This is a genomic window from Streptomyces sp. NPDC039736, assembly GCF_055596485.1.
In genome coordinates this window covers 853,767-878,475 of the sequence record NZ_JBVIUQ010000002.1, presented here as the reverse complement: position 1 = coordinate 878,475, position 24,709 = coordinate 853,767, and the positions used below count along the sequence as shown (strand labels likewise).

Sequence of the window (24,709 nt, the reverse complement as noted above, 5' to 3'; positions counted from 1 at the left end):
CCACGCGCGGTCGCACTCCGGCGAGCGGCCCACCCTAGGAATGCCTGCCCCGAACGGACGGACCGACCCGCGACGTACCACCGAAATGTGTCCCGCTCCACATGTCGCGCCGACGGCTCCCGGCGCGCGTGATCCCGTCCCCGGGCGTAGCGTCTGAAAGGTCCCGTTCGTCCGCACCGCAGGCGTCCGGCACCGGACGGCACCTCCGGACCCCCGCCCGCGAGGCCGCTCTTCGCGGTCTCGCGGGCGGTGTCTTGCCCGGCTCCCGGCGGGGGCGGGCCGGTGTCAGCCCAGGATGGTGGTGAGGAACTCGCCCGTCCAGGACAGCAGCTCGCGGCCCACCACCGGCTTTCCGCCGATCTTCCCGCCGGTCGGCCGCGGCACCAGGATCTGGTGCGCGGTCGGCTTGATCACCGTCCGCGGGTACAGCCGCTTCAGCCGCAGCTCCTGCGACTCCCTCAGCTCCACCGGCGCGAACCGGATGTTCGGGCCCTGGAGGACGATCTCCCCGACCCCGCAGGCCCGGGCCAGCATCCGCAGGCCCGCGACCAGGAGCAGGTTCTCCACCGGCTCGGGCAGCTTGCCGTAACGGTCGGTGAGTTCCTCCCGCACCGCCGCGATGTCCGCCTCCGTCGTCGCCGCCGCGATCGCCCGGTACGCCTGGAGGCGCAGCCGCTCACCCGGCGCGTAGTCGTGCGGAACGTGCGCGTCCACCGGGAGTTCGATCTTGACCTCCAGCGGGGCCTCTTCCTCCTCCGTCCCGTCGACCGCCGCCCGGTAGTCGGCCACCGCCTCGCCGACCATGCGGATGTAGAGGTCGAAGCCGACGCCCGCGATGTGGCCGGACTGCTCGCCGCCGAGCAGATTGCCCGCGCCGCGGATCTCCAGGTCCTTCATCGCCACGTACATGCCCGCACCCATCTCCGTGTGCTGGGCGATCGTCGCGAGCCTCTCGTGCGCGGTCTCCGTGAGCGGCTTCTCCGGCGGGTAGAGGAAGTACGCGTAACCACGCTCGCGGCCTCGGCCGACGCGGCCGCGCAACTGGTGGAGCTGCGAGAGACCGAAGTTGTCGCCGCGCTCCACGATCAGGGTGTTCGCGTTGGAGATGTCGATGCCGGACTCGACGATCGTCGTCGACACGAGCACGTCGAACTTCTTCTCCCAGAAGTCCACGACGACCTGTTCGAGCGCCGTCTCCGACATCTGGCCGTGCGCGGTGGCGATGCGCGCCTCGGGCACGATCTCGCGCAGCTTGGCCGCCGCCCGGTCGATGGACTCCACCCGGTTGTGGATGTAGAAGACCTGGCCCTCGCGCAGCAGTTCGCGGCGGACGGCCGCGCCGATCTGCTTCTCCTCGTACGGACCGACGAAGGTCAGCACGGGGTGCCGCTCCTCGGGCGGGGTGGTGATGGTCGACATCTCGCGGATGCCGGTGACCGCCATCTCCAGCGTACGGGGGATGGGTGTCGCCGACATGGTCAGTACGTCGACATTGGCCCTGAGCTTCTTGAGCTGTTCCTTGTGCTCGACGCCGAAGCGCTGCTCCTCGTCCACGACGACCAGCCCCAGGTCCTTGAACCTGGTCTCCTGGGAGAAGAGCCGGTGCGTACCGATGACGATGTCGACCGAGCCGTCCGCGAGCCCCGCGAGGGTGGCCTTCGACTCGGTGTCGGTCTGGAAGCGGCTCAGCGCCCGCACGTTGACGGGGAACTGCGCGTACCGCTCGGTGAACGTGCCGAAGTGCTGCTGCACCAGCAGCGTCGTCGGCACCAGCACCGCCACCTGCTTGCCGTCCTGCACGGCCTTGAAGGCGGCGCGCACCGCGATCTCGGTCTTGCCGTAGCCGACGTCGCCGCAGATCAGCCGGTCCATGGGGACGGACTTCTCCATGTCCTCCTTCACCTCGGCGATGGTGGACAACTGGTCGGGCGTCTCCACGTACGGGAAGGCGTCCTCCAGCTCGCGCTGCCAGGGGGTGTCGGGGCCGAAGGTGTGGCCGGGCGCGGCCATGCGCGCGGAGTACAGCTTGATGAGGTCGGCGGCGATCTCCTTGACGGCCTTCTTGGCCCGCGCCTTGGTCTTCGTCCAGTCGGCGCCGCCGAGCCGGTGCAGCGTCGGGGCCTCGCCGCCGACGTACTTCGTCACCTGCTCCAGTTGGTCGGTGGGGATGTACAGCCGGTCGCCGGGCTGGCCGCGCTTGGCCGGCGCGTACTCGACGAGCAGGTACTCGCGGGTCGCGCCCTGCACCGTGCGCTGCACCATCTCGACGTACCGCCCCACACCGTGCTGCTCGTGCACGATGAAGTCACCGGCCTGGAGGGTGAGCGGGTCGACGGACTTGCGGCGGCGGGCGGGCATCCGCCCGAGTTCCTTGGTGGCGGTGCGCTGGCCGGTCAGGTCCGTCTCGGTGAGGACGGCGAGCTGGAGCGCCGGGTCGACGAAGCCGTTGTCGAGGCCGCCGCAGGCGACGTGCACGACGTTCGGGGAGAGCTCGGCGAGGCCGGATTCCAGGCGTGCGGCGATGCCCTCACCCGACAGGACCTCGACCGTACGGGCGGCGGTCCCGTGCCCCTCGGTCACGAACACCACGCGCCAGCCGTCGGCCAGCCACCCCTTGGTGTCGGCGAGGGCCTTGGCCGTGTCGCCCCGGTACAGCTCGGGGGCGTGCATGCCGAGCTTGAGGGTGTCGTCCTCGAACTCCGCGTCGTCGGCGGCGAACGGCGAGACCGACCACCACATCATCCCGAGCTCGCGCGCCCGGTCCCGGACGTCGGCGATGCCCCACAGCGAGGCCGCGCCGACGTCGATCGGCGCCTCGCCGCCGCCGGCGGTGGCCGCCCACGACGCCTGGAGGAACTCCTGGCTGGTCGCGACGAGGTCCGCGGCCCGCGTCCGCACCCGCTCGGGGTCGCAGACGACCGTCATCGAGCCGCCGGGCAGCACGTCGAGCAGCAGCTCCATGTCGTCGACGAGAACCGGGGCGAGGGACTCCATGCCCTCGACCGCGATGCCCTCGGCGATCTTGTGCAGCAGCTCGCCCAGCTCGGGGTGCTCCTCGGCCAGCGCGGCGGCCCTCTGCCGCACGTCGTCCGTCAGCAGCAGCTCCCGGCACGGCGGCGCCCACACCCCGTGTTCGGCGACCTCCAGGGACCGCTGGTCGGCGACCTTGAAGTACCGGATCTCCTCGACGTCGTCGCCCCAGAACTCCACCCGCAGGGGGTGCTCCTCGGTCGGCGGGAACACGTCCAGGATTCCGCCCCGTACGGCGAACTCGCCGCGCTTCTCGACCAGTTCCACCCGCTGGTACGCGGCCGCCGCCAGCGCGTCGGTGACCGCTCCCAGCTCGGCGGTCTGCCCGGACCTGATGGACACCGGCACGAGATCGCCGAGCCCCTTGACCTGCGGTTGCAGCACGGACCGCACGGGAGCCACGACGACGCTGACGGGTCCCGCGGCCGGGTCGTCGGGGCTCGGGTGGGCGAGCCTGCGCAGGACGGCGAGCCGCCGCCCGACGGTGTCCGACCGGGGGGAGAGCCGCTCGTGCGGCAGGGTCTCCCAGGCCGGGAACTCCGCCACGGAGTCCTCCGGCAGCAGGGTCCGCAGGGTGGCGGCCAGCTCCTCGGCCTCCCGCCCGGTGGCGGTGACGGCCAGCACGGGCCGCCCGGCGTCACGGGCGAGGGCGGCGAGGGCGAAGGGGCGGGCGGCGGAGGGCCCGACGAGGTCGACGTGCATGCGGTTGCCGTCGACGGCGGCCTTGACCGCTTCGGCGAGCGCCGAGTCTCGTACCACTGCATCCAGCAGGCCGTGCAGGCTCATGAAAGGCATCCATCCGAACGCTTGGATCACTGAGGTGGACCGCGCACGCCCGGGGGCCGGGGGCCGAAGGGGCAACGCGAGCCGCCCGACACGTCGCACGGGCCGGGGCCTCCCAGCCTACGACGCCGTCCGCCGGCCCGCTGGCCGAAGCGGGCCGGCCCTCCGGGGGCGAGGGCGCTGAGGCCCTGGACCCCTTGCGGCACGGGCACTGGGGCGGGGCGGAGCCCCCGGGGGGGCGGGAGCGGGCGGGGCAGCCCCCTTTTGCCCGCCCCCCCGGGGGACCCCGGTGCCGGGGTCAGTCCGTGGCGATGGCGTTCAGGATGTTGAGGCGGCCGGCGCGGAAGGCCGGGACCAGGGCGGCCAGCAGGCCCACCAGGGCCGACGCCGCGAAGACGGCCAGGATGGTGTTCCAGGGGATCTCCAGGATCCCGATCCCCTCCAGCGCCAGCAGCTTCTGCGCCGCCGTCCCCCACGCCAGCCCGAGCCCGAGCCCCAGCACCGCCCCGAACAGGGCGATCACCACCGACTCCAGCCGGATCATCCGCCGCAGTTGCCGCCGCGACAGCCCGATCGCCCGCATCAGCCCGATCTCCCGGGTCCGCTCGACCACCGACAGGGCGAGGGTGTTCACGACCCCCAGCACGGCCACCACGATCGCGAGCCCCAGCAGCCCGTACACGATGTTGAGGAGCTGATCGATCTGCGCCTTCAGGTCCTTCTTGTAGTCCGTGGAGTTCAGCACCTTGTACTGCGGGTACGGCTCCACGGCCTTCTTCATCGCCGCGTACGCCGCGTCCGCCTGCCCGTCCGCCGCCTTCGCGAAGAGCATCATGTCCTGCGGCATGGACCGGGCCGGTATGTGCCGGGCGGCGGTCGCGATGCTCAGATACATCGCCCCCCTGTCGACATTGACGTCGTCCGACGTCACCGCCGCCACCTTCAACCGCACGCTCCCGCCCCCGGGGAAGACGACCCCCAGCTCGTCGCCGACCCGCACCCCGTGCCGTTTCGCGTACTCCTCGCCCACCGACATCGCCCCGGGCTCGTACGCCTTCGCCAGCTCGCCGGAGACCGTCGCCCGCTTCAGGTCCCGCAGGTAGGAGGGGTCGGTGGCCGACAGCACGTGCCGCCCGGAGGTCCCGTCCGGGGCGGTGACCCGGGCGTCGACGCCCTTGTAGTGGGTGACGTGGGCGAGCCCGGCCACCTTCTCGACGGCCTCGCGCGCCTGCGGCAGCACCGGCTGCCCGTTGGTGGACCGTACGGTGAAGTCCGCCCCCACCGAACGGTCCAGCTCGTCCGTGGCCGAGGCGACCATCGAGGACGCCCCCACCGACAGGCACGCCACCAGCGCGAGCCCGATCATCAGTGCGGACCCGGTGGCTCCGGTGCGCCGGGGATTGCGCAGCGCGTTGCGCTCGGCCATCCGCCCCACCGGCCCGAACACCCGCAGCACCACCGCCGACAGTCCCTTGACCAGGAACCCCACCAGCAGCGGCCCGATCACCACGAACCCGATGAGGCTGCACACCACGCCCACCCCGAGCAGCAGCGCGCCCTCGCCCGACTTCGTCGCCTGCGCCGCCGCGTACAGCCCCGCGCCACCCGCGAGAGTCAGCACCGCGCCCAGCACGGTCCGTACCCGGCCGGACTTCCCGTCCGCCGGCACGCCGACCTCCCGCAGGGCCGCCATCGGCGACACCTTTCCGGCCCGCCGCGCGGGCAGGTAGGCCGCCACGACGGTGACGACGACGCCCAGCACCACCCCGATCACCGGGGTCGGCCACCGGAAGGTGAGGTCGGTGGTGGCCAGCCTCATGCCGATCGCGCCCATGAACTTCATCAGTCCGACGGCCAGCCCCACCCCGGCGGCGACGCCCAGCAGCGAGCCGACGACGCCGAGCAGCAGCGCTTCGAGCAGCACCGACCGGTTGACCTGCCGACGGCTCGAACCGAGCGCCCGCATCAGCCCGATCTCCCGGGTGCGCTGGGCGACCAGCATGGAGAAGGTGTTGATGATCAGGAAGACGCCGACGAGGAGGGCGATCCCGGCGAAGCCGAGCATCGCGTACTTCATGACGTCGAGGAACGAGGCCAGGTCGCTCTTGTTCGCCGCCGCCTCTTCCGTCTTGGTCTGGTACGTGTACGTGCCCGCTCCCAGCGCGGCGCTCACCGCGGCCTTGAGCCGGGTCTCGGAGAGACCGTCGCCGGCGGTGACGTTGATCCCGGTGAACCGGCCGGTGCCGCCGAGCAGTCGGCGCTGCGCGGTCGCGGTGTCCAGGAAGACGAGGGTGGCCCCCGGGTTGGTGGTACGGAAGGTGGCTATCCCGCTGATCCGCGCGGTGTGGTCGCCGGTCACGGCGATGGTCCGCAGTTCGTCGCCGAGCTTCAGCCCGTGCTTGTCGGCGGTGTCGGCGTCGACCATGACCTCAGTGGGGCCGCGCGGGGCGTGCCCGGAGGTGATGTCGAGGGAACGGGCGTCGCTGGAGGACCAGTTGCCCGCGAAGGTGGGGGCGCCGCTCTCGGAGCCCACGTTCTTGTTGTCGCCGTTGACGACGGTGACGGAGCCGCTGCTGACGGTGCCTTCGGCGTCCTTCACCCCGTCGGTCCGCTTCAGCGTGTCGACGGCGGCGGCCGGAACGGTGAGCGGGCGGCCGGCGTTCTCCGCGGACCGGTCGCCCTTCTCCTTCTTCGGCGTCACGGTGACATCGGCGGTGGTGCTCGCGAAGAGCTTGTCGAAGGTGGTGTTCATGGTGTCGGTGAACACGAGCGTCCCGCAGACGAACCCGACCGACAGCAGGACGGCGACGGCGGAGAGCGCCATGCGCCCCTTGTGCGCGAAGAAGTTGCGCAGCGAGGTCTTCCAGACGGTCATGACGTCCGCCCCCGCCCGTCGAAGGCCTTCATGCGGTCCAGTACGCGTTCGGCGGTGGGCCTGCGCATCTCGTCGACGATCCGGCCGTCGGCGAGGTACAGCACGCGGTCCGCGTACGAGGCGGCCACCGGGTCGTGCGTCACCATCACGATGGTCTGGCCCAGCTCGTCCACGGACAGCCGCAGGAAGTCCAGCACCTCGGCCCCGGACCGGGAGTCCAGGTTCCCGGTCGGCTCGTCACCGAAGATGATCTCCGGCTGGGCCGCCAGCGCCCGCGCCACCGCGACGCGTTGCTGCTGGCCACCGGAGAGCTCGGTGGGCCGGTGCTTCAGCCGGTCCCCCAGCCCCACCGTCTCCACGACCCGCCGCAGCCACGCGGCGTCGGGCCTGCGCCCGGCGATGTCCATGGGCAGCGTAATGTTCTCCAGCGCGTTGAGCGTGGGCAGCAGGTTGAACGACTGGAAGATGAACCCCACCCGGTCCCGCCGCAGCCGCGTCAGCCGCTTGTCCTTCAGTCCGGTGATCTCGGTGTCGGCGAGGTGGATCTCGCCCGAGGTCACCGTGTCCAGTCCCGCGAGGCAGTGCATCAGCGTGGACTTGCCCGACCCCGAGGGGCCCATGATCGCCGTGAACTCCCCCCGCACGATGTCGACGTCGACATGGTCGAGCGCCACGACACGGGTCTCCCCCGTCCCGTACGCCTTCACGACCTGCCGTGCCCGCGCGGCGACGGCCGCGTTCCCGTGTGCGTCCCCCTGCTGGGGTTTGCCTACCGCCGTTGTCATGCCGAGTCCCCCTGTGCGCTCCCGAACTTCACCTGAAACCAAGCTAGGGAGGGGACCGTCCGGGCACGTCGCCCCTGGGTACCAAGCACGGGCTGGACCCAAGGGGGGAATCCGGCCCCTGCTTCTCAACCCTGGGGTGGAGCACGGGGTCCGGGGTTCTCCACCCGCTGCGCGCCCTCCCCCGCCCGACCTGCGGGTGAGACGCTGTGCCGAGAAAATACGTGCAGGGGGAAGGGAACGCGGTGGCCGACAAAGATGTAAGTGGCACGGGCAACGCCCCTGCCCGCGACGGCACTTCGGACATCGACGGCAACGCCCCCGACGGCGCTCCGGGCGTCGACGCCACCACCCCCGACGGCGCTCCGAGCGGCAACGGCAACGTCCCCGCCGGCGCCCCCGGAGCGGACGCGGGCCGTCGCGGGCCGGTCGTCGCCGCGCTCATGCTGGGCATGGCGCTGGCCGCCCTGGACGGCACGATCGTCTCGACCGCCGTACCGCAGATCGTCGCCGACCTGGGCGGTTTCACCGTCTTCTCCTGGCTCTTCGCCGGTTATCTCCTCGCGGTCACCGTCACCCTCCCCGTGTACGGCAAGCTCTCCGACACCTTCGGCCGCAAGCCGGTCCTGATCACCGGCACAGCCCTCTTCCTGCTCGGCTCCCTGCTCTGCGCGCTCGCCTGGAACATGCCGGCACTGATCGCGTTCCGCATCGTGCAGGGCCTGGGCGGCGGGGCAATACAGGGAACCGTCCAGACCATCGCCGCCGACCTCTACCCCCTCAAGGAACGCCCCAAGATCCAGGCCAAGTTGTCGACCGTCTGGGCGGTGTCGGCGGTGGCGGGCCCGGCGGTCGGCGGCGTCCTGGCCACGTACGCCGACTGGCGCTGGATCTTCCTGGTCAACCTGCCGGTGGGGGCGCTGGCGATATGGCTGGTCGCGAAGTACCTGCGGGAGCCCGGCCGGGTCCGGGAACCCTCCGCCGCGCCCGTCCGTTCTCGTGTCGACTGGCCCGGTGCGCTCGCCGTCTTCGCCTGCGGCGGGCTGCTGCTGACGGCGCTGGTGCAGGGCGGGGTGGCCTGGCCGTGGCTCTCCGCTCCGTCCCTCGCGCTGCTGGCGGCGAGCGCCGTGCTGGTGGTCGTGGTCGTGCTGGTGGAACGGCGCGCCGCCGAGCCGATCCTGCCCGGCTGGGTGTGGCGCCGGCGGACGATCGCGGCGGTGAACGTCGCACTGGGCATGCTCGGGCTGCTGATGGTGGCCCCGATGGTCTTCCTGCCGACGTACGCCCAGTCGGTGCTGGGGCTGGGCCCGACGGCGGCCGGCTTCGTGCTGTCCGTCATGACGCTGAGCTGGCCGTTGTCGGCGGCGCTGAGTCAGCACGTGTACGGGAGGATCGGCTTCCGTCAGACGGCGGTCGTCGGGATCTCGCTGGCGACGGTGATCCTGCTGGCGTTTCCGCTGCTGCCCTTCCCCGGCTCGGCGTGGATGCCCGCGCTGATCATGCTGCTGCTGGGCGGGGCGCTCGGCCTCTTCCAGCTCCCGTTGATCGTCGGGGTGCAGTCGACGGTGGGCTGGTCGGAACGGGGGACGGCGACGGCGTCGATCCTCTTCTACCGGCAGTTGGGCCAGAGCGTGGGGGCGGCGGTCTTCGGGGCGGTGGCGAACGCGACGCTGGCGGGGCGGCTGGAGTCCGCGCCGGCGTCGCTGCGGGACGGGCTGCCGGGGGACCTCGACTCGGTGTCCCACGCGTTGAGCGACCCGGACTCGACGCTGGGGGCCGGGGCGGCGGAGTACCTGCGCAGGGCGGTGGACGCGGCGGTGGACCACGTGTACGTGGGGGCGGCGGCGGCGGGGTTCCTGGCGCTGGTGGCGTTGCTGGTGCTGGCGCCGAGGAGGTTTCCGGTGCTGGGGGACGGGGCGGGGGGCCCGGGGGCGGCCGAGGGGAGCCGGCCGGGGGCGGTCGACGGGGCGGGTGCGGGGTAGGGGGTGCGGGGCGCTGAGGGCCGGCGGCCGGGCCGCGGCCTCGTTGCGGAGGTACCCGGTGTCGGGTGGATTTTCCCCTGCCCGCCCCTTCCCGTAACCCTGCGGGGCTGGGAGGGGGCCTGGGCGGTGAGCGGTGTCGTGCGGGTGCATCGTGGCTGGTCGCGCGGTTCCCCGCGCCCCTTGCAGGGGCAGCCCAGCAGGGGGCCCAGCAGGGAGGGCGGGCAGCCGAGCGGGAAACCCCAGCCGCGTAGCCGCGCATCGTGGCTGGTGTCGCGGCAGTCCCCCGCGCCCCTTGCAGGGGCGTCCCGGCAGGGGGCCCAGCAGGGGTGCCCCGTCAGGGACGCGGGGGACCGAGCGGGGAACCCCGGTCGTGCGGCCGGCGGGAGGTCAGCCCTCCGTGGTCGCGCGGCCCGTCAGGGTCGCCAGGCTGTTGCGGACGTGGGCCATGTGCGCCTGCACCTCCTCGCGGGCCTCGTCGTGCTCCCGCAGCACCCGCTCCGTCTCCCGTTCGATCCGCGCCTCGACCCCCCGCGCCTCCGCCACCAGTTCCGCGGCCCGCGCCTCCGCGTCCTCCTGACCGTGGCGGGCCTCCTCCTCGGCCTCCGCCAGGTCCTTGCGGGCCGCCGCCAGCACCGCCTCCGCCCGCGAGGTGAGCGCCGCGAAACGTTCGTCGGCCTCCGCCTCGCGTTCGGCGACGGCCCGCTCGGCCGCCTCCCAGCGTGCGGCGTGCTCCTGCTCCTGATCGGTACGGATGCCCTCGCTCCGCTTACGGGTCTCCTTGAGGGCGGCCTGCGCCTCGGCCCCCCACTCCTCGGCGTCCCGGCGGGCGGCGGTCCGTACCTCGTCGGCCACCGTGGCCGCCTCCGTCAGCAGCCGCGACGCCGTCTCCTCGGCCTCCGCGCGGACCCGCTCGGCCGCCGCCCGCGCCGCTTCCCGTACCGCCGAACCCTCCGCCACGGCCGTCGCCCTCAGCTCCGCGGCCTCGTCCTCGGCCTGCGTCCGCAGCTCGTCCGCCGACTCGCGCGACAGCGCCAGGATCGTCTGCGCCCGCTCGCCCAGCGACTCGTACGTCTGCGGCGGCAACTGCGCGACCCGCTCCCGCAGGGCGGCCGCCTCCGCCTCCATCTGCTTGGCCAGCACGGTCAGCCGCGCCGCCCGCTCCCACGCGTCGTCACGGTCGCGGAACAGCGCGTCGACACGGCGGTCCACCTGTTCCGGACGGTAGCCGCGGCCCCGCACCGTGGTGAAACCGTGGGGCGACGTCGATGCGTTCATCCTGTTTTCCCCTTTTCTCTGCGGCGACCAGGAAACAGGCCAGCACATTGCGACAGATCCCGATGTATCGGACTCAAGTGTCCGTAACCGAACACTCTGCCTGATGGCCACCCCCGTTCGAGAGAGGAGAACGACCGGGGCGTACGACCCGGTTCCTCAGGTCGTACGCCCCGGTCCCGCGACGGCCGCGCCCTACAGCAATCCGTCCCACATCTGTTCCAGCAGCACCGACCACCAGCTCTCCGGCGACGCCAGCGCCGCCGGGTCCAGCGCCGCCAACTGTGCCTGGAAGTCCACGGTCCAGCGCCCGGCCTGCTCGGGATTGAGCCCGAACCGCAGCCGCCACATCCGTCCCAGCAGGGCAAGCGACCGTACGAACTCGGGCAGGCCGGTGTTCACGAACTGCGGCGGCACCGGCGCACCGCCGGGGCCCGCCTCGACCGGCACGGCCACGATGTTCGCCGAGCCGTACTGCACGCACAGCGCACGCCCGAAGTCCGACCCCATGACCAGGTACGACCCGGCGTCCGACGCGGGCTGTACCCCCCGCTGCTGCGCCAGCTCGGCCAGCGTCGGCACCGGCTGCCCCGGCACGGCCTGCGCCCAGAAGAACGGCCCGAAGTCGACCGGCAGCCCGGCCCACATCAGCGTCACCGCCACCGCCTCCGGCACGCCCTGGCGCGACACCGCGTTCTGGTCGAAGCGGAAGACCGCCTGCGGACCGAACGCCGAGACCAGCTCGTGCGCCACCCCGTCCGGACCCACCGGCGGGATCTGCGGCAACTGGCTCGGGTGCGGCAGCGGCGCCCGCACCGGGGCCGGCCGCGCCGGACCGTCGGCGACCTGGTGCAGCTCGCCCTGGTGGGTGAGCAGGTGCCGCATGCCCTGCTGGCGCGAGGTGTGGTCCGTACCGTACGGAGCGACGCTCGTGATCCGCACCTGCGGCCAGGTCTCGCGGATCATCCGCGCGCAGTAGCCGCCCGGCAGCTCGCAGGACGCCAGCTCCGTGTGCAGTTCGAGCACCTGCTGCGGCGGGACCTGCATCGCGCGCAGCTCGTGCAGCATCTGCCACTCGGGGTGCGGGGTGCCGGGCGCGCTGCGGCGGATGAGCTGCTGCTCGGAGCCGTCCTGGGCGCGGTAGCGCAGCACCGCCTGGTAGCCGGGGCCGACCGTGGGCAGTCCGGGCGGGGGCTGCTGCGGGTAGCCGTAGGCGGGCGGCGGCTGGTGCACGGCGTGCGGGGGCGGCATGTTCGGCGGCGGCATGTTCGCGGGCGGCGGCTGCAACGAGCCGTGCGGGGGCGGCATCGCACCGGGCGGGCCGGGCGGACCGGGCGGCTGCGGAGCCCCGGGACCGCCGGGCGGCGGACTGGCCAGCATCGTCGCGGCGTGGTGCACTCCCCCGCCGGGCGGCGGCGTCGACCCGGGAGGACCGGGCGGGCCGGGCGGCCCGGGCGGCTGCGGCGCGCCCGGAGCGCCGGGCGGGCCCGGAGGCCGCATCCCGCCACCGGCGGACGGCGGACCGGCGAGCATCGTCGCCGCGTGGTGCACTCCCCCGCCGGGCGGCGGCGTCGACCCGGGAGGACCGGGCGGGCCGGGCGGACCGACCGGACCCGGCCGGCCGGGCTGCTGCGGGGAGCCCGGTCCGCCGCCGGAGCCCAGATGCGGAACCAGGGCCGTCGGCACGTAACCGCCCGCCGGAGCGCCGGGAGCCCCCGGTGCCGAGGGCGGAGGCATCGCACCGGGACGGGCGCCCGGGGTGCCGGGCGCGCCGGGCGGCGGCGGGGTCGTCGAGGCGCCGCCGCGCCGGGCGCCGGGCGGCAGGGTGGCCTTGCTGGTCGCGGCGTCGGCGATGTCCTCGGCCCCGGCGGGAAGACCGGGACGGCCGGGGGCACCGGGGGCCGCAGGAGCCCCAGAGGTCCCCGGGGCTCCAGGAGCCGACGAAGCGCCCGGCGGCGGCGTAGCGGAACCTGCTGCGGGCCCCGGAGCGGAACCCGCTCCCGGCAGCGGCTGGGGGGCCGACGGGTCGGGCACCACCGGTGCCACGGCGGTGCTGGGGAGCCGGCTGCCGCCCTGGATCAGCGAGGTCTTGGCCTCGGGCCCGACGCCGGGCGGCGGGGTGTCGTCGTCGTCCGCCCCGACCAGCGGGGGCGCGAACACGGTGGCGGGCAGCGGAACCCCGCCCGCGTCCGAGGAGTTGGTGTCCGTCCCGGCCCACGGGGTCGCCCCGGCGGGAGAAGCGGGAGATGCGGGAGGAGCGGGAGTACCGGAAGCGCCGGGGCCCGAACCGGCCCCGGCGGGCGACCCCGCACCCGTACTCGAAGCGGAACCGCTCCCCGTACCGGAAACGGAGGAAGAAGCGGAGGCCGAAGCCGCCGCGGAACCGGACGTCCGGGATGCCTCCCCGGAACCGGCCGATCCCGAACCGGACGACCCCGACGGCCTCCGGTCCGGTACGCCCGCCCGGTCCGCCGCCTCCTGCAACCACTCCGGCGGCGTCAGCAGGAAGGACGTCTGTTGCAGGTCGACGCGCTGCGGCGGTGCCGGAACAGGCTCGTCCGGTTCGCCCGCCGGGCTGCCGTATGCCTCCTCGTACCGCCTGATCACCTCGCCCACCGGCATCTCCGGCCACAGCGTGGCCTCACCGCTGTCGCGGGCGATGACCAGGCGCTGCCGGCCGCCGTCGGAGACCGGACCGTTCTCCCGGTCCTCCGCCCACACCACGAACCCGAGGTCGAACTCCCGCACCCGCACCTCACGGTGCTGGTACGCGGGCACGTCCCCGTTGACCCACTCGTCTGCGCGCTCCTGCGCCTGCGCGAACGTCACCATCGGACCGTCACCCCCGTCGTACTCGTACTCGTCACGTCACACCTCGTCGGCGACGGGGACCACGCGGGCGAAACCGCCGTCCACCATCAGGTCGGCCACCGTCTGCAACTCCGGCGGGCTGCCCGCCAGCCGCTGGAGGAATTCGTCGAAGTCGTCGCCGCAGGGCAGCAGCAGCCGCTCCACCCGCTCCTGGACCGACCAGCCGTCCTGGTCCCGCGCGTCGTCGTACGCGCAGAACCACACCGAGCCGGTGTTCTCGCCGCGCACCTTCACGGCGAGGATCCCGCCCTGCACGAAGGTGACGCCGAGGTAGTCCTTGGTCAGGTGATCGCGCAGACACTTGTTGACGTACACCAGGTCGTTGACGCCTGCCTCGTCGCGCACCGTGAAGAACGGCTGGTCGACCAGCAGGCCCAACTCCGCGTCCAGCGCCGCCCCGACGGGCGCGCAGCCGCCCGCCGCCTTCAGGAACGAACGGTAGGCGCCGGGCAGCCGGTAGCCCAGGTCCTCCTCCACGCCCAGCACCTGGGACTCCGACACCGCGACCGTTCCCTTCGGCAGCCCGAAGTGCACGGGTCGCGTCTCCGCGAGCGGGCGGGTGCCGCGCTTGTCCTGGTCGACCGCCGTCGTCGCGAGTCCGCCGTGGTGCCGCAGCAGCGCCTTCACCTCGACCGGGACCAGGTGCATGCGCCGGGTGTGCGGTACGTGGTGCCAGGTCCAGCCGTGCGGGGTGGCGACCGGGTCGAGGGTCTCCCACAGCTCGTGGCCGTCGGCGTGCAGGGCGGCGTTGGCCGACACGTAGTCGGTCAGCCGCAGCTCGTCCACGCCGAAGCCCTCGGGGGGCTCGGCGATCTCGGCGGCGGCGCGGGCGTAGGGCGAGAAGTCCGGGAAACCCTCGTCGTCCACCCGCACCCCCTGGGGGTGGCGGGCGGCCCGGACCGGGTCCGGGAAGTTCACGAGCTGCCCGGCGTAGGCCGCGTTCGGTGGCGCGGCCTCGTGCCCGAGCCGACCTGTCGTCATGGCTGTTGCCCCCTGCTGCGTCCGGCGGATTCACCACAGCCTATGCGGTGGGGCAACAGGGGGACCGCCCCCGTGGGGCGGGTGTGACGCTCGTACGAAAGGGCCGTGACCGGCGGTGGACCGCCCCTCCACGGGCCGTCACGCGCAGGCGTCCCGGGGCCCCGCACGCCCCGCCCGCAAGCCGTCCCCACCCCGTCCGCGCCCCGCGGAAAAGGCGTGCGCCATCACTCGCACCGGGGTCTCTCAGGGAGGCGCGCACAAGGGCCCGGATCGGGGCACTAGGCCGAACCGGTGCCCCAGCTTCCCCACGACAGGGCACATTTGGCAGGCTGTCCCCGCAACTCGGGGGATTGCAGGGAGGGAACGCACCACCATGCACACTGCACAAACAGGAAACCCGCTCACGATGCGGGCAACGGGGACAACAGAGACGTCAGGAGCCGCGAGCACACCAGGAAGCGCCACCACGCATCCCACGATCCACCTCACGGGCAAGCGCGACGCGACGCCACCGGCACCGGCACCACCCACGCCGTCGGCACCGGCAACGCCGTCAGCGCCGTCGGCATCAGCGGCGTCCCCGGCGGACCGCCCCTCCGGCGACCCCCGGCTCAGTTGGAGCAGCACCGGCGCCCCGCCCGCGCCGCCCACCCTCCGGCACCGCCGCGACGGCATACTGCCCACCGTGGCCGCCGCCCTGTCGGTGCGCGGCGCGAACACGCTCACCTGCACCGCGGGCAAGGGCGACCAGCCGCCCGCCCTGCACCCCCTCGTCCAGGACTTCCTGGACACCCTCACCAGCAACCAGCGCACCCGCGCCACCGGCCGCTGCCCCGAGGCGATCCTGCTCTCCCGGCACATCACCGCCGCCGAGTCCAGCCGCTCCAAGCGCGCCGCCCGCAAACCGCTCACCGCGAACGAGGCACGCCGCTCGCTCAAGCACTCCAAGCTCACCGCGCGCCGCATCCGCGAGGACGGCGACCCGCTGCACGGCAGCTACGCACCGCCCTGCCGCTCCTGCGCACCGCTCCTCGCCCACTTCGGCGTACGTCCGGTGGACCCCACCGCCGAGAAGGGCTGATCCGCACCCCATGCCCCCCACCGCCCCCAACGGGCCCGCACACCTCAACACCAGCACCACCCGCTTCCCGGTCGCCGTCGACGCGGCACTGCGCGACGCGGGCTGGCAGCCGGGCCGCTGGGACATAAAGCAGGCCGAGCACTGGGCCGACACCCTGCGCGCCCACGTCTCCCCCGCCGGCCACCACCACACCGTCTTCCCGGCGGCGGTCGAAGCCTGGGCGGAATTCGGCGGCCTGCACATCAACCCGCCGGGGGCGGGCCGCCAGATCGCCCCCAGCGCGGTCCACCTGGACCCCCTCCACGGGCTCCACCTGGCCCGCACCTTCGCGGACCTCGGCCGCGCCCTGGACACCGGGATCTGCCCCCTGGGCCAGGAGGCCACCCCCGCCGGCGTCCCCCAGGCGACCCTGGCCATCGACGCGGAGGGCCGGGTCTACAGCCTCGACCACACGGGCGACTGGTACCTGGGCCACACCCTCGACGCGGCCCTCGCCACCCTGATAACCGGCACCCAGCCGCCCCGGCTGACCACCTGACACCCCGGGGCGGCACGGGCGGGCCGGGGCCCCCGCCCGCCCCGGTCCCGGACGCCCGCCCCGCCGGGGCCGAGCCACCCCGTACCCCCCACAGCGGCGGCACCCCCTACAACCGCGACACCCCACCACCGCACCACTCCCTACAACGGCAGCACCGCCGACACCCGGAAGCCGCCCGCCTCCGTACCCCCCGCGACGAACACACCCCCCAGCGCGTTCACCCGCTCCCGCATCCCCACCAGGCCGTTCCCGCCGCTCGGCAGGCCGACCTCGACCGCCCCCGCGTCCGACACCCCGTTCTCCACCTGCATCGCCACCTCGCCCTCGCGATACGCCAGCCGCACCCGGACCTTCGCCCCGGCCGCGTGCTTGTGGACGTTCGTCAGCGCCTCCTGCACCACCCGGTACGCCGTCTGCTCGACCAGGGCCCCGCACTCGGCCGGCTCCCCGTCCACGGACAGCTCCACCACCATCCCGGCCGCCCGTGACTGCTCGACCAGCGCCTCCACGTCCGCCAGGCACGGCCCGCCCTCGGCCGCCGCCGCGGCAGCCGCCGCCGCGGCCCCGACCGCCGCCAACGGCACCGGCCCCTCGGCGGCGCCCGGCCCGGCCGCCGCACCGCGCACCCCCTCGCCCGACCGCAGCACCCCGAGCATCTCCCGCAACTCGGTCAGCGCCTGCCGGCCCATGTCCCCGACCAGGGCGGCGTTCTTCACCGCCTTCTGCGGGTCCTTCAACGCCACCGCCTGCAACGCCGCCGCGTGCACCACCATCAGGCTCACCCGGTGCGCCACCACGTCGTGCATCTCGCGCGCGATCCGCGTCCGCTCCTCCGTACGCGCCCACTCCGCCCGCTCCTCGGCCCGGTCCGCGAGCAGCGACAGCTCCCGCTCCAGCGAGTCCGCCCGCTCCCGCAGACTCTCCATGAGCCGCCGCCTGGCCCCTATGTACAGCCCCAGCAGCATGGGCGGCGCCGCCATCCCCAGCGCCAGCACGAACGAGATGACCGCCGTGTACCCGACCCCCGGGTCGAACTCGGCGGCATCGTCACCCGCCAGCGTCCGCAGCCGCACCCACGACGCCACCAGCGTCCCCACGAACGACATCGACGCCAGCAGCGCGGTGATCCGCCGCGGCACCTCGGACGCGGCGAGCGTGTACAGCCCGATGATGCTCAGCAGGAAACCCATCTCGGCCGGCGACACCGCGATCGACACCAGCACCACCGCGATCGGCCACCGCCGCCGCACCAGCAGCGACGACCCGACCACCAGGCCCAGCAGCACGCCGAGCACCGTCGGCACCCCGGTCTCGTTCGCGAACGAGAGCCCCTCGACCACGCACTCGCCCGCCGACACCACGGCCAGCCCGGCATCGAGCACGACACCGCGCCGCCGCTCCCACCACCAGAACCGCGGACTGGTCAGGTCCACGTCGCCCCGGCTCTCCCCCGTAACGGTCATGCGAACCAGCCTACGGGCGACCCCCGCCCCGTTTCCTGCGACTTCTCCAGCCCGGTCAGGCACAGAAAAGATCACACGGCCACCGGAACACCCCCACACCACCCGGACACATGAATCCCCACCGAACCCGGCACACACGTCCACTCAGCGAACAAAGCTGCCCGCATGGCGACCACACCCTCGCGCAACAAGTACGCGGACTTCGAGGAACTGCGCACCCAGGCCATCGCCCTGCGCCGCGACGGCCTCAGCCGCCGTCAGATCCGCGACCGCATCCACGTCGACAACAACGACCTCCTCAACCGCCTCCTCGACGGCGAGCAGGCCCCGGAGTGGACCAAGCGCCCCCACCCGAAGGACGACCTCCGCGAGAGGGCGCGCGAACTGCGTCTGGAAGGCATGACGTACGACGAGATCCAGGTCGAGCTGGGCTGCTCGAAGAGTTCGATCTCGCTGTGGGTACGCGACCTGCCGAAACCGGATCGCGGCACCCCCTCGGAACGAGCCAGGCTCGCGGGCCAGAAGCGCTGGGAACACGAGAACGCCGTCCGCGAAGCAGAGAGGGCGCGCACCAAGCAGGCCGCCCGGGACGAGATCGGCACCCTCACGGATCGTGAACTGTTCCTGCTCGGGGTCGGGCTGTACTGGTCCGAAGGCACCAAGGACAAGCCCTACGCACGCCGCGAGACCGTCGCCTTCATCAACAGCGACCCGGGGATGATCCGGGTGTACCTGGCCTGGCTCGCCCTGCTGGGCATCGCGAGCGAGCGCATCCAGTACCGCGTGATGATCCATGAGCTGGCCGACGTGAGCGCGGCCGAACGCTACTGGGCCGACCTGGCGGGGGTCGAAGTCTCCGCTCTGGCCAGGACGACCCTCAAGAAGCACAACCCGAAAACGGTCCGCAAGAACGTGGGCGACGACTACCGGGGGTGCCTGGTCGTCCGCGTCGCCAAAGGGGCACAGCTCTACCAGCGCATCGAGGGCTGGTGGGCCGGGATCATTGCCAACTACCCGGGAGTCCTCGGGTAAGGTCTACGCAATGATCCGCCGTGGGGTAGCGGCATCCCGCAGGCCTTTGGAGCCTTGAGACGCTGGTTCGAATCCAGCCGGCGGAGCAGCAAGTTCGGGTCCTGGCCTCTCGGTCGGGACCCGCACTCGTTTCCCCCTCGTAACCCCCCGGTATCCTGCGGAAGTCCACCCCCCGTAGTAGCCGAAGGGCACCACCGTGAGCGCCAACAGCCCGGCAGCCGTCGTCGTCCTCGCAGCGGGTGAGGGCACCCGCATGAAGTCGGCCACCCCGAAGGTCCTGCACGAGATCAGCGGGCGCTCGCTCGTCGGTCATGTCGTCGCCGCAGCGCGCGAGCTGGACCCGGCCGACCTGGTCGTCGTCGTCGGCCACGCCCGCGAGAAGGTCGTCGCCCACCTCGGCGAGATCGACGCCGACGCGCACACCGCCGTGCAGGAGCAGCAGCTCGGCACCGGTCACGCGGTGCGCATGGGCCTGGAGGCCCTCGGCGGCAGCCCGTCCGGCACGGTCGTCGTGGTCTGCGGCGACACCCCGCTGCTGACCGGCGACACCCTCACCGCCCTCGCCGCCACCCACTCCGCCGACGGCAACGCCTGCACCGTGCTGACCGCCGAGGTCCCGGACTCCACCGGGTACGGCCGCATCGTGCGCGACCCGCAGACGCAGGCCGTGACGGCGATCGTCGAGCACAAGGACGCCACCGACGCCCAGCGCGCCATCCGCGAGATCAACTCCGGCGTCTTCGCCTTCGACGGCGAGCTGCTCGCCGACGCGCTCGGCAAGGTGCGCACCGACAACAGCCAGGGCGAGGAGTACCTCACCGACGTGCTCGGCATCCTGCGCGAGGCCGGCCACCGCGTCGGCGCGTCCGTCGCCGCCGACCACCGCGAGATCCTGGGCATCAACAACCGCGTGCAGTTGGCGGAGGCCCGCCGCCTGCTCAACGCCCGCCTCCTCGAAGCAGCCATGCTCTCCGGCGTGAGCATCATCGACCCGCAGTCGACCTTCGTGGACTGCACGGTCACTTTCGGCCAGGACGCGATCGTCCACCCCGGCACCCAGCTCCTGGGCGACACCCACATCGCCGCCGACGCCGAGGTCGGCCCGAACACCCGCCTCACCGACACCACGGTCGGCATCGGCGCGCGCGTGGACAACACCGTCGCCGTGCGGGCGGAGATCGGCGCGGCCGCCAGCGTCGGCCCGTTCGCTTACCTGCGTCCGGGCACCAAGCTCGGCGTGAAGTCGAAGATCGGCGCGTACGTCGAGGCGAAGAACGCGACGATCGGCGAGGGCTCCAAGGTTCCGCACCTCTCCTACGTCGGCGACGCGACGATCGGCGACCACACCAACATCGGCGCGGCCAGCGTCTTCGTGAACTACGACGGCGAGGCCAAGCACCACACCACGATCGGCTCGCACTGCCGCACGGGCTCCGACAACATGTTTGTGGCGCCTGTCACTGTCGGGGACGGCGCGTACACCGCCGCCGGGTCCGTGATCACCAAGGACGTGCCGGCCGGTTCGCTGGCCGTGGCGCGGGGCCAGCAGCGGAATATCGAGGGTTGGGTGGCCCGCAAGCGCCCCGGCAGCGCCGCCGCGCAGGCCGCCCAGGCCGCCTCCGCCGAGTCCACCGACGAAAGCTGACCGGAAACGGGTGCTCCGCGCACCGCGTACCGTGATAGACGCACACCATTTCGGCTGGCTCGCAGGCTGCGGCGGCCAGAAACACTCTGAGGAGACCGTGCTGTGACCGGGATCAAGACGACCGGCGAGAAGAAGATGATGCTCTTCTCCGGCCGCGCACACCCCGAGCTGGCCGAGGAGGTCGCACATCAGCTGGGCATCGGCGTCGTGCCGACGAAGGCCTTCGACTTCGCCAACGGTGAGATCTACGTCCGCTTCCAGGAGTCCGCGCGCGGCGCCGACTGCTTCCTGATGCAGAGCCACACGGCTCCCATCAACAAGTGGATCATGGAACAGCTCATCATGATCGATGCGCTGAAGCGGGCCTCGGCCCGTTCGATCACGGTGATCGTTCCGTCGTACGGCTACGCCCGTCAGGACAAGAAGCACAAGGGCCGCGAGCCGATCTCGGCCCGGCTGGTCGCCGACCTGCTGAAGACGGCGGGCGCGCACCGCATCCTCACCGTCGACCTGCACACCGACCAGATCCAGGGCTTCTTCGACGGCCCGGTCGACCACCTCACCGCGCTCCCGGTCCTCGCGGACTACGTGGGCGCGAAGGTGGACCGCTCCAAGCTGACGATCGTCTCCCCGGACGCCGGCCGCGTGCGCGTCGCCGACCGCTGGTGCGACCGGCTGGACGCCCCCCTGGCCATCGTGCACAAGCGCCGGGACAAGGACGTCGCCAACCAGGTGACCGTCCACGAGGTCGTCGGCGAGGTCAAGGGCCGCGTCTGCGTCCTGGTCGACGACATGATCGACACCGGCGGCACGATCTGCGCCGCCGCCGACGCCCTGTTCGCGCACGGCGCGGAGGACGTCATCGTGACGGCCACGCACGGCATCCTGTCGGGCCCGGCCGCCGACCGGCTGAAGAACTCCAAGGTGAGCGAGTTCGTCTTCACGAACACCCTCCCGGACCCCTCCGACCTGGAGATGGACAAGATCACCGTGCTGTCCATCGCCCCGTCGATCGCGCGCGCGGTGCGCGAGGTCTTCGAGGACGGTTCGGTGACGAGCCTCTTCGAGGAGCAGTCCTAGTACGCCGTAGCTGTTCCTGGTACGTCGTAGCTGTACGGAGAAGGGCCGCCCGGTACGCCGCCGGGCGGCCCTTCCCCGTACGGGGCGGATGATCGATTGGGCTGTCCGGGGCAGGCCCGGGTACAGTGGCGAGGTTGCTCGGCGAGGGAGGCCCCGGAGGCTCTCCGTTATCGACGCGCTCTTCGTAGCAGGCTCCGCAGCGGGCCGTTCGTGTGGCCGGGTGACGACCTACCCCGTTTCCACCATTTACGAGGAGCGCAATCATGGCTGAAGTCAAGATCGCCGCTGAGGTCCGCAACGACTTCGGCAAGGGTGCCGCCCGCCAGACCCGTCGCGCCGGCAAGGTTCCCGGTGTCATCTACGGTCACGGCGCCGAGACCGTGCACATCACGCTGCCGGGCCACGAGCTCATGATGGCGCTCAAGACCCAGAACGTGCTCATCTCCCTCGACATCGACGGCCGCAACGAGCTCGTCATCCCGAAGGCCGTCCAGCGTGACGCCATCAAGCGCACCCTGACCCACGTCGACCTGCTCGCGGTCAAGCGCGGCGAGAAGGTCACGGTCGAGGTCGCGGTCATCTCCGAGGGCGACCTCGCGCCGGGCTCCAACCTCCTGGAGAACGTGCTGAACACGATCTCCGTCGAGACCGAGGCCACGCACATCCCCGAGTCGGTCACCGTCTCGGTGCAGGGTCTGGACGCCGGTGACGCGATCCACGCCAAGGACATCACGCTGCCCGAGGGCACCACGCTGGTGACCGACGCCGACGCCGTCGTCATCCAGGTCGTCTCCGCGCAGGCCGAGGAGCCGTCCGCGGACGCCGACGCCGAGGGTTCCGAGGCCTGAGCCCCGTAGCTTTCCGTTGTACGGTTTCGGCCGCCGCCGCGCGCCCTTCGGGGTGCGGGGCGGCGGCTTCCGTATGTGCGGGCCACCGGCAGGACGTAAGGAGACATGCAGATGACGACCCCGAGCCGGGCCGCCTCCCCGGCTTCCCCGGCCGCCCCTGACCCGTCGGCCCCCTGGCTGGTGGTGGGCCTGGGCAATCCGGGCGGCGAGTACGCGGCGAACCGCCACAACGTGGGCTGGATGGTCGCCGACCTCCTGGCTTCGCGGATCGGCGGCAAGTTCAAGTCCCACAAGGCGCGTGCGCAGGTCCTGGAGGGCCGGATCGGTCCCCCGGGCCCGTTCAACCGCCGGGTGGTCCTCGCCAAGCCGCTCTCGTACATGAACCTGTCGGGCGGCCCGGTGACGGCGCTGCGTGACTTCTACAAGGTGCCCGTCGCGAACATCGTGGCGATCCACGACGAGCTGGACATCGACTACGGCGTGCTGCGCCTGAAGCTGGGCGGCGGCGACAACGGCCACAACGGCCTGAAGTCGATGACGAAGTCGCTGGGCCCCGACTACCACCGGGTCCGCTTCGGCATCGGCCGCCCGCCGGGCCGGATGCAGGTCGCCGACTTCGTCCTGAAGGACTTCTCCGGTGCGGAGAAGAAGGAGCTGGACTACTTCGTGGACCGCGCGGCGGACGCCGTGGAGGCCCTGGTGATCGAGGGCCTGGAGCGGGCGCAGTCGACGTACAACTCGTGAGGTGCTGGGGCCCTTCGACTCGCGTCAGAGGGCTCCACTCTTCACTGCGTTGACGGACAGGTCCGTCACATACCGCTGAGCGGACCGTTCTTGACGGCTTCTACGAAAGTTGCCCACCCTGCGTGCGGAATCACCAGGGCCGCGCCCTCGGGCACCTTGCTGTCCCGTACCGGGACGACGCCCGCGAGGCCGTCCAACACCTCCAGGCAGCTTCCGCCCTGGCCGTCGCTGTACGAAGACTTGCGCCAGCTCTTTGCGTTCGGCTCGCTCGCAGTGCTCATCTGATCCGGTATTCCTCTGCCGCCGTGGTGAGCAGGTCAAGGGACCTCGCTGGTGACAACGCGGTAGCCCTGACGCGATCGTACGTCTCCCGGTATCGGTCAACCAACGGCGGATCTTCCATGAGTTGCCCGATCCCCTCCCCTTCCGTGTAGACGGTGGTGGGCGCGTCGTTGAACGTGAAGAGGGTGGTCGTGCCGTTGATGAACGCCTCGGCCGATGCCTCATAGGGCAGCACCTGAAGCGTCACCCGCCGCGTGCGTCCCATCTCCACCAGATGCAGGAGCTGCGGTCCCATCACGGCAGCGCCGCCGATGGGAACTCGCAGTACGGTCTCGTGCAGAATGGCCCACAACAACGGGCTGGTTGGGCAGCCGAGGATGCGTTGCCGCTCCATGCGGAGCCGCACCAGGTCATCCACCTCTTCGGGTTCCACATAGGGCAGGGTGACTTGCGTGAGGGCCCGCGCATACGCCTCCGTCTGCAACAACCCCGGCACCAACAACGGCGCGTACTCGCTGATGGTCACCGCCAACTTCTCCAGCTCCGCCGCGTCCGCGAAGTAATCCGCGTACTTGGACTTGCGGGCCAGCTCGCAGAGGCGCCGGAAATGCCGGCCGGTGCCGAAGACCTCGTCGAACATCCGGGAGATGTCCGGCTGCGGCCTCCTCACCGCCGCCTCGAACTGGCCGATGTACGTCCCGGAGCAGAAGCAGCGCTCGCCCACCTCCGTCTGCGACAGCCCCGCCTCCTCGCGGACGCGGCGCAGTTCGGACCCGTAGAAGGTCTTCGGGGAGGTGTACGGATCGGGCCCGGCGTTCTGGTCGTGCTGTGCGGTCATCGCGCACCCCTCCACCCGCAAAATCACTGTTGGCTACGAAGCACTACTCACCGTAGCCCCGCTCGTCCAGGCTTGAGGCATGAACCAGGAAAACAGGGAACTCCCCTCCCCCTCGGACGCGTTCAGCGACAACCCCACCGCCGAGGCGTACGCCCTCACCGACGAGCTGGCCGAAATCCTGGCCCGGCACGGCATCACGCTGCCGTCCCTGCGCGTCGACCTGCCCTCCTGCACGGCGGTCCCCGCGCGCCCGCTCATCGAGCTGGGCCGGGCCAACGCGACGACCGTGCGGCTGCTCGTCGGCGTACTGGCCAAGGCCGCCACGCGGTGACCCCCATGCCGGGAACCGTCGTCGTGGACGAGCGGGACGGCCGGGTCGGGGTGCTCATGGGCTGCGAAGGCCCGTACGTACAACTGCGCCCCCTGGCCGGCGGCCGGGAGTGGGACGTGCCGCCGGAACGGGTGCGTACGGCCTCCACGACGGAACGCATCCGCGCGGGCGTCGCGGCGGCCAACGAGTACAGCAGGGCGCTGCGCTGAGCAACGCGAGAAGGGCGCCCCCGGAGCATTCCGGGGGCGCCC

At 72.3% G+C, this 24,709-nt stretch carries 19 protein-coding genes and 1 tRNA gene; 11 read left to right on the top strand and 9 right to left on the bottom strand.

What is annotated here, in order from left to right:
• Positions 1 to 285: 285 nt before the first annotated feature.
• The 3 genes from mfd to ACZ56L_RS08945 form a co-directional block, all read right to left on the bottom strand.
• The gene (mfd, locus tag ACZ56L_RS08955; protein ID WP_401754051.1) at positions 286 to 3,816 is read right to left on the bottom strand and encodes a transcription-repair coupling factor; all 3,531 of its coding nucleotides are present in this window, start codon (positions 3,814 to 3,816) and stop codon (positions 286 to 288) included.
• Positions 3,817 to 4,111: 295 nt separating this feature from the next.
• Complete coding sequence (locus tag ACZ56L_RS08950; RefSeq protein ID WP_345222182.1) at positions 4,112 to 6,688, bottom strand: ABC transporter permease; 2,577 nt, start codon at positions 6,686 to 6,688, stop codon at positions 4,112 to 4,114.
• Positions 6,685 to 7,473: an ABC transporter ATP-binding protein gene (locus tag ACZ56L_RS08945; RefSeq protein ID WP_345222179.1), complete on the bottom strand. Its 789-nt coding sequence runs from the start codon at positions 7,471 to 7,473 to the stop codon at positions 6,685 to 6,687. The genes ACZ56L_RS08950 and ACZ56L_RS08945 overlap by 4 nt, the downstream gene beginning before the upstream one ends.
• A gap of 242 nt (positions 7,474 to 7,715) precedes the next feature.
• Between ACZ56L_RS08945 and ACZ56L_RS08940 the strand changes: the two genes are divergently transcribed.
• Positions 7,716 to 9,452 (top strand): MDR family MFS transporter, encoded by a 1,737-nt coding sequence (locus tag ACZ56L_RS08940; RefSeq protein WP_471062702.1) that lies wholly within the window; start codon positions 7,716 to 7,718, stop codon positions 9,450 to 9,452.
• Positions 9,453 to 9,839: 387 nt separating this feature from the next.
• On the opposite strand, the gene ACZ56L_RS08935 is transcribed toward ACZ56L_RS08940, so the two are convergent.
• The 3 genes from ACZ56L_RS08935 to ACZ56L_RS08925 all read right to left on the bottom strand — a co-directional run bounded on the left by ACZ56L_RS08935 (position 9,840) and on the right by ACZ56L_RS08925 (position 14,576).
• Positions 9,840 to 10,727: a cellulose-binding protein gene (locus ACZ56L_RS08935; protein WP_471062700.1), complete on the bottom strand. Its 888-nt coding sequence runs from the start codon at positions 10,725 to 10,727 to the stop codon at positions 9,840 to 9,842.
• A gap of 192 nt (positions 10,728 to 10,919) precedes the next feature.
• On the bottom strand, positions 10,920 to 13,556 hold the full coding sequence (locus ACZ56L_RS08930; protein ID WP_471062698.1) for an SUKH-4 family immunity protein: 2,637 nt from the start codon (positions 13,554 to 13,556) through the stop codon (positions 10,920 to 10,922).
• A 36-nt stretch (positions 13,557 to 13,592) separates the two neighbouring features.
• Entirely contained in the window at positions 13,593 to 14,576 is a 984-nt protein-coding gene (locus tag ACZ56L_RS08925) for an HNH endonuclease (protein ID WP_345222172.1), read from the bottom strand.
• A gap of 478 nt (positions 14,577 to 15,054) precedes the next feature.
• Here ACZ56L_RS08925 and ACZ56L_RS08920 point away from each other — a divergent pair, with 478 nt between their 5' ends.
• Positions 15,055 to 15,657: a YwqJ-related putative deaminase gene (locus ACZ56L_RS08920; RefSeq protein ID WP_471062834.1), complete on the top strand. Its 603-nt coding sequence runs from the start codon at positions 15,055 to 15,057 to the stop codon at positions 15,655 to 15,657.
• 10 nt (positions 15,658 to 15,667) lie between these two features.
• On the top strand, positions 15,668 to 16,195 hold the full coding sequence (locus ACZ56L_RS08915) for an SUKH-3 domain-containing protein (protein WP_345222168.1): 528 nt from the start codon (positions 15,668 to 15,670) through the stop codon (positions 16,193 to 16,195).
• Between the two features lie 140 nt (positions 16,196 to 16,335).
• Here the strand turns inward: ACZ56L_RS08915 and ACZ56L_RS08910 are convergent, their stop codons facing one another.
• Positions 16,336 to 17,658 (bottom strand): sensor histidine kinase, encoded by a 1,323-nt coding sequence (locus tag ACZ56L_RS08910; protein WP_468687577.1) that lies wholly within the window; start codon positions 17,656 to 17,658, stop codon positions 16,336 to 16,338.
• A gap of 165 nt (positions 17,659 to 17,823) precedes the next feature.
• Between ACZ56L_RS08910 and ACZ56L_RS08905 the strand changes: the two genes are divergently transcribed.
• From ACZ56L_RS08905 to pth, 6 genes are all read left to right on the top strand, one after another.
• Positions 17,824 to 18,690 carry a hypothetical protein gene (locus tag ACZ56L_RS08905; RefSeq protein ID WP_401754070.1) on the top strand — a complete coding sequence of 289 codons (867 nt, stop codon included), beginning with the start codon at positions 17,824 to 17,826 and terminating at the stop codon, positions 18,688 to 18,690.
• A 14-nt stretch (positions 18,691 to 18,704) separates the two neighbouring features.
• Positions 18,705 to 18,776, top strand: a tRNA-Gln gene (locus ACZ56L_RS08900).
• A 110-nt stretch (positions 18,777 to 18,886) separates the two neighbouring features.
• Complete coding sequence (glmU, locus tag ACZ56L_RS08895) at positions 18,887 to 20,335, top strand: bifunctional UDP-N-acetylglucosamine diphosphorylase/glucosamine-1-phosphate N-acetyltransferase GlmU (protein WP_345222158.1); 1,449 nt, start codon at positions 18,887 to 18,889, stop codon at positions 20,333 to 20,335.
• Positions 20,336 to 20,437: 102 nt separating this feature from the next.
• Positions 20,438 to 21,415, top strand: coding sequence for a ribose-phosphate diphosphokinase (locus tag ACZ56L_RS08890; RefSeq protein ID WP_345222156.1), 978 nt, complete (start codon positions 20,438 to 20,440; stop codon positions 21,413 to 21,415).
• A gap of 263 nt (positions 21,416 to 21,678) precedes the next feature.
• The gene (locus tag ACZ56L_RS08885) at positions 21,679 to 22,263 is read left to right on the top strand and encodes a 50S ribosomal protein L25/general stress protein Ctc (protein ID WP_401754080.1); all 585 of its coding nucleotides are present in this window, start codon (positions 21,679 to 21,681) and stop codon (positions 22,261 to 22,263) included.
• Between the two features lie 111 nt (positions 22,264 to 22,374).
• Positions 22,375 to 23,007, top strand: a complete 633-nt coding sequence (gene pth, locus ACZ56L_RS08880) for an aminoacyl-tRNA hydrolase (protein WP_345222150.1) — start codon at positions 22,375 to 22,377, stop codon at positions 23,005 to 23,007.
• Positions 23,008 to 23,072: 65 nt separating this feature from the next.
• On the opposite strand, the gene ACZ56L_RS08875 is transcribed toward pth, so the two are convergent.
• Both ACZ56L_RS08875 and ACZ56L_RS08870 read right to left on the bottom strand, forming a co-directional pair.
• Positions 23,073 to 23,288 (bottom strand): DUF397 domain-containing protein, encoded by a 216-nt coding sequence (locus ACZ56L_RS08875; protein WP_468687572.1) that lies wholly within the window; start codon positions 23,286 to 23,288, stop codon positions 23,073 to 23,075.
• On the bottom strand, positions 23,285 to 24,127 hold the full coding sequence (locus ACZ56L_RS08870) for a helix-turn-helix domain-containing protein (protein ID WP_468687569.1): 843 nt from the start codon (positions 24,125 to 24,127) through the stop codon (positions 23,285 to 23,287). Before ACZ56L_RS08870 ends, ACZ56L_RS08875 begins: the two co-directional genes overlap by 4 nt.
• Positions 24,128 to 24,206: 79 nt before the next feature.
• On the opposite strand from ACZ56L_RS08870, the gene ACZ56L_RS08865 reads away from it, so the two are divergent.
• Together ACZ56L_RS08865 and ACZ56L_RS08860 are read left to right on the top strand one after the other, a co-directional pair.
• Positions 24,207 to 24,458, top strand: coding sequence for a hypothetical protein (locus ACZ56L_RS08865; protein ID WP_345222135.1), 252 nt, complete (start codon positions 24,207 to 24,209; stop codon positions 24,456 to 24,458).
• 5 nt (positions 24,459 to 24,463) lie between these two features.
• On the top strand, positions 24,464 to 24,667 hold the full coding sequence (locus tag ACZ56L_RS08860; RefSeq protein WP_471062693.1) for a hypothetical protein: 204 nt from the start codon (positions 24,464 to 24,466) through the stop codon (positions 24,665 to 24,667).
• Positions 24,668 to 24,709: the final 42 nt, after the last annotated feature.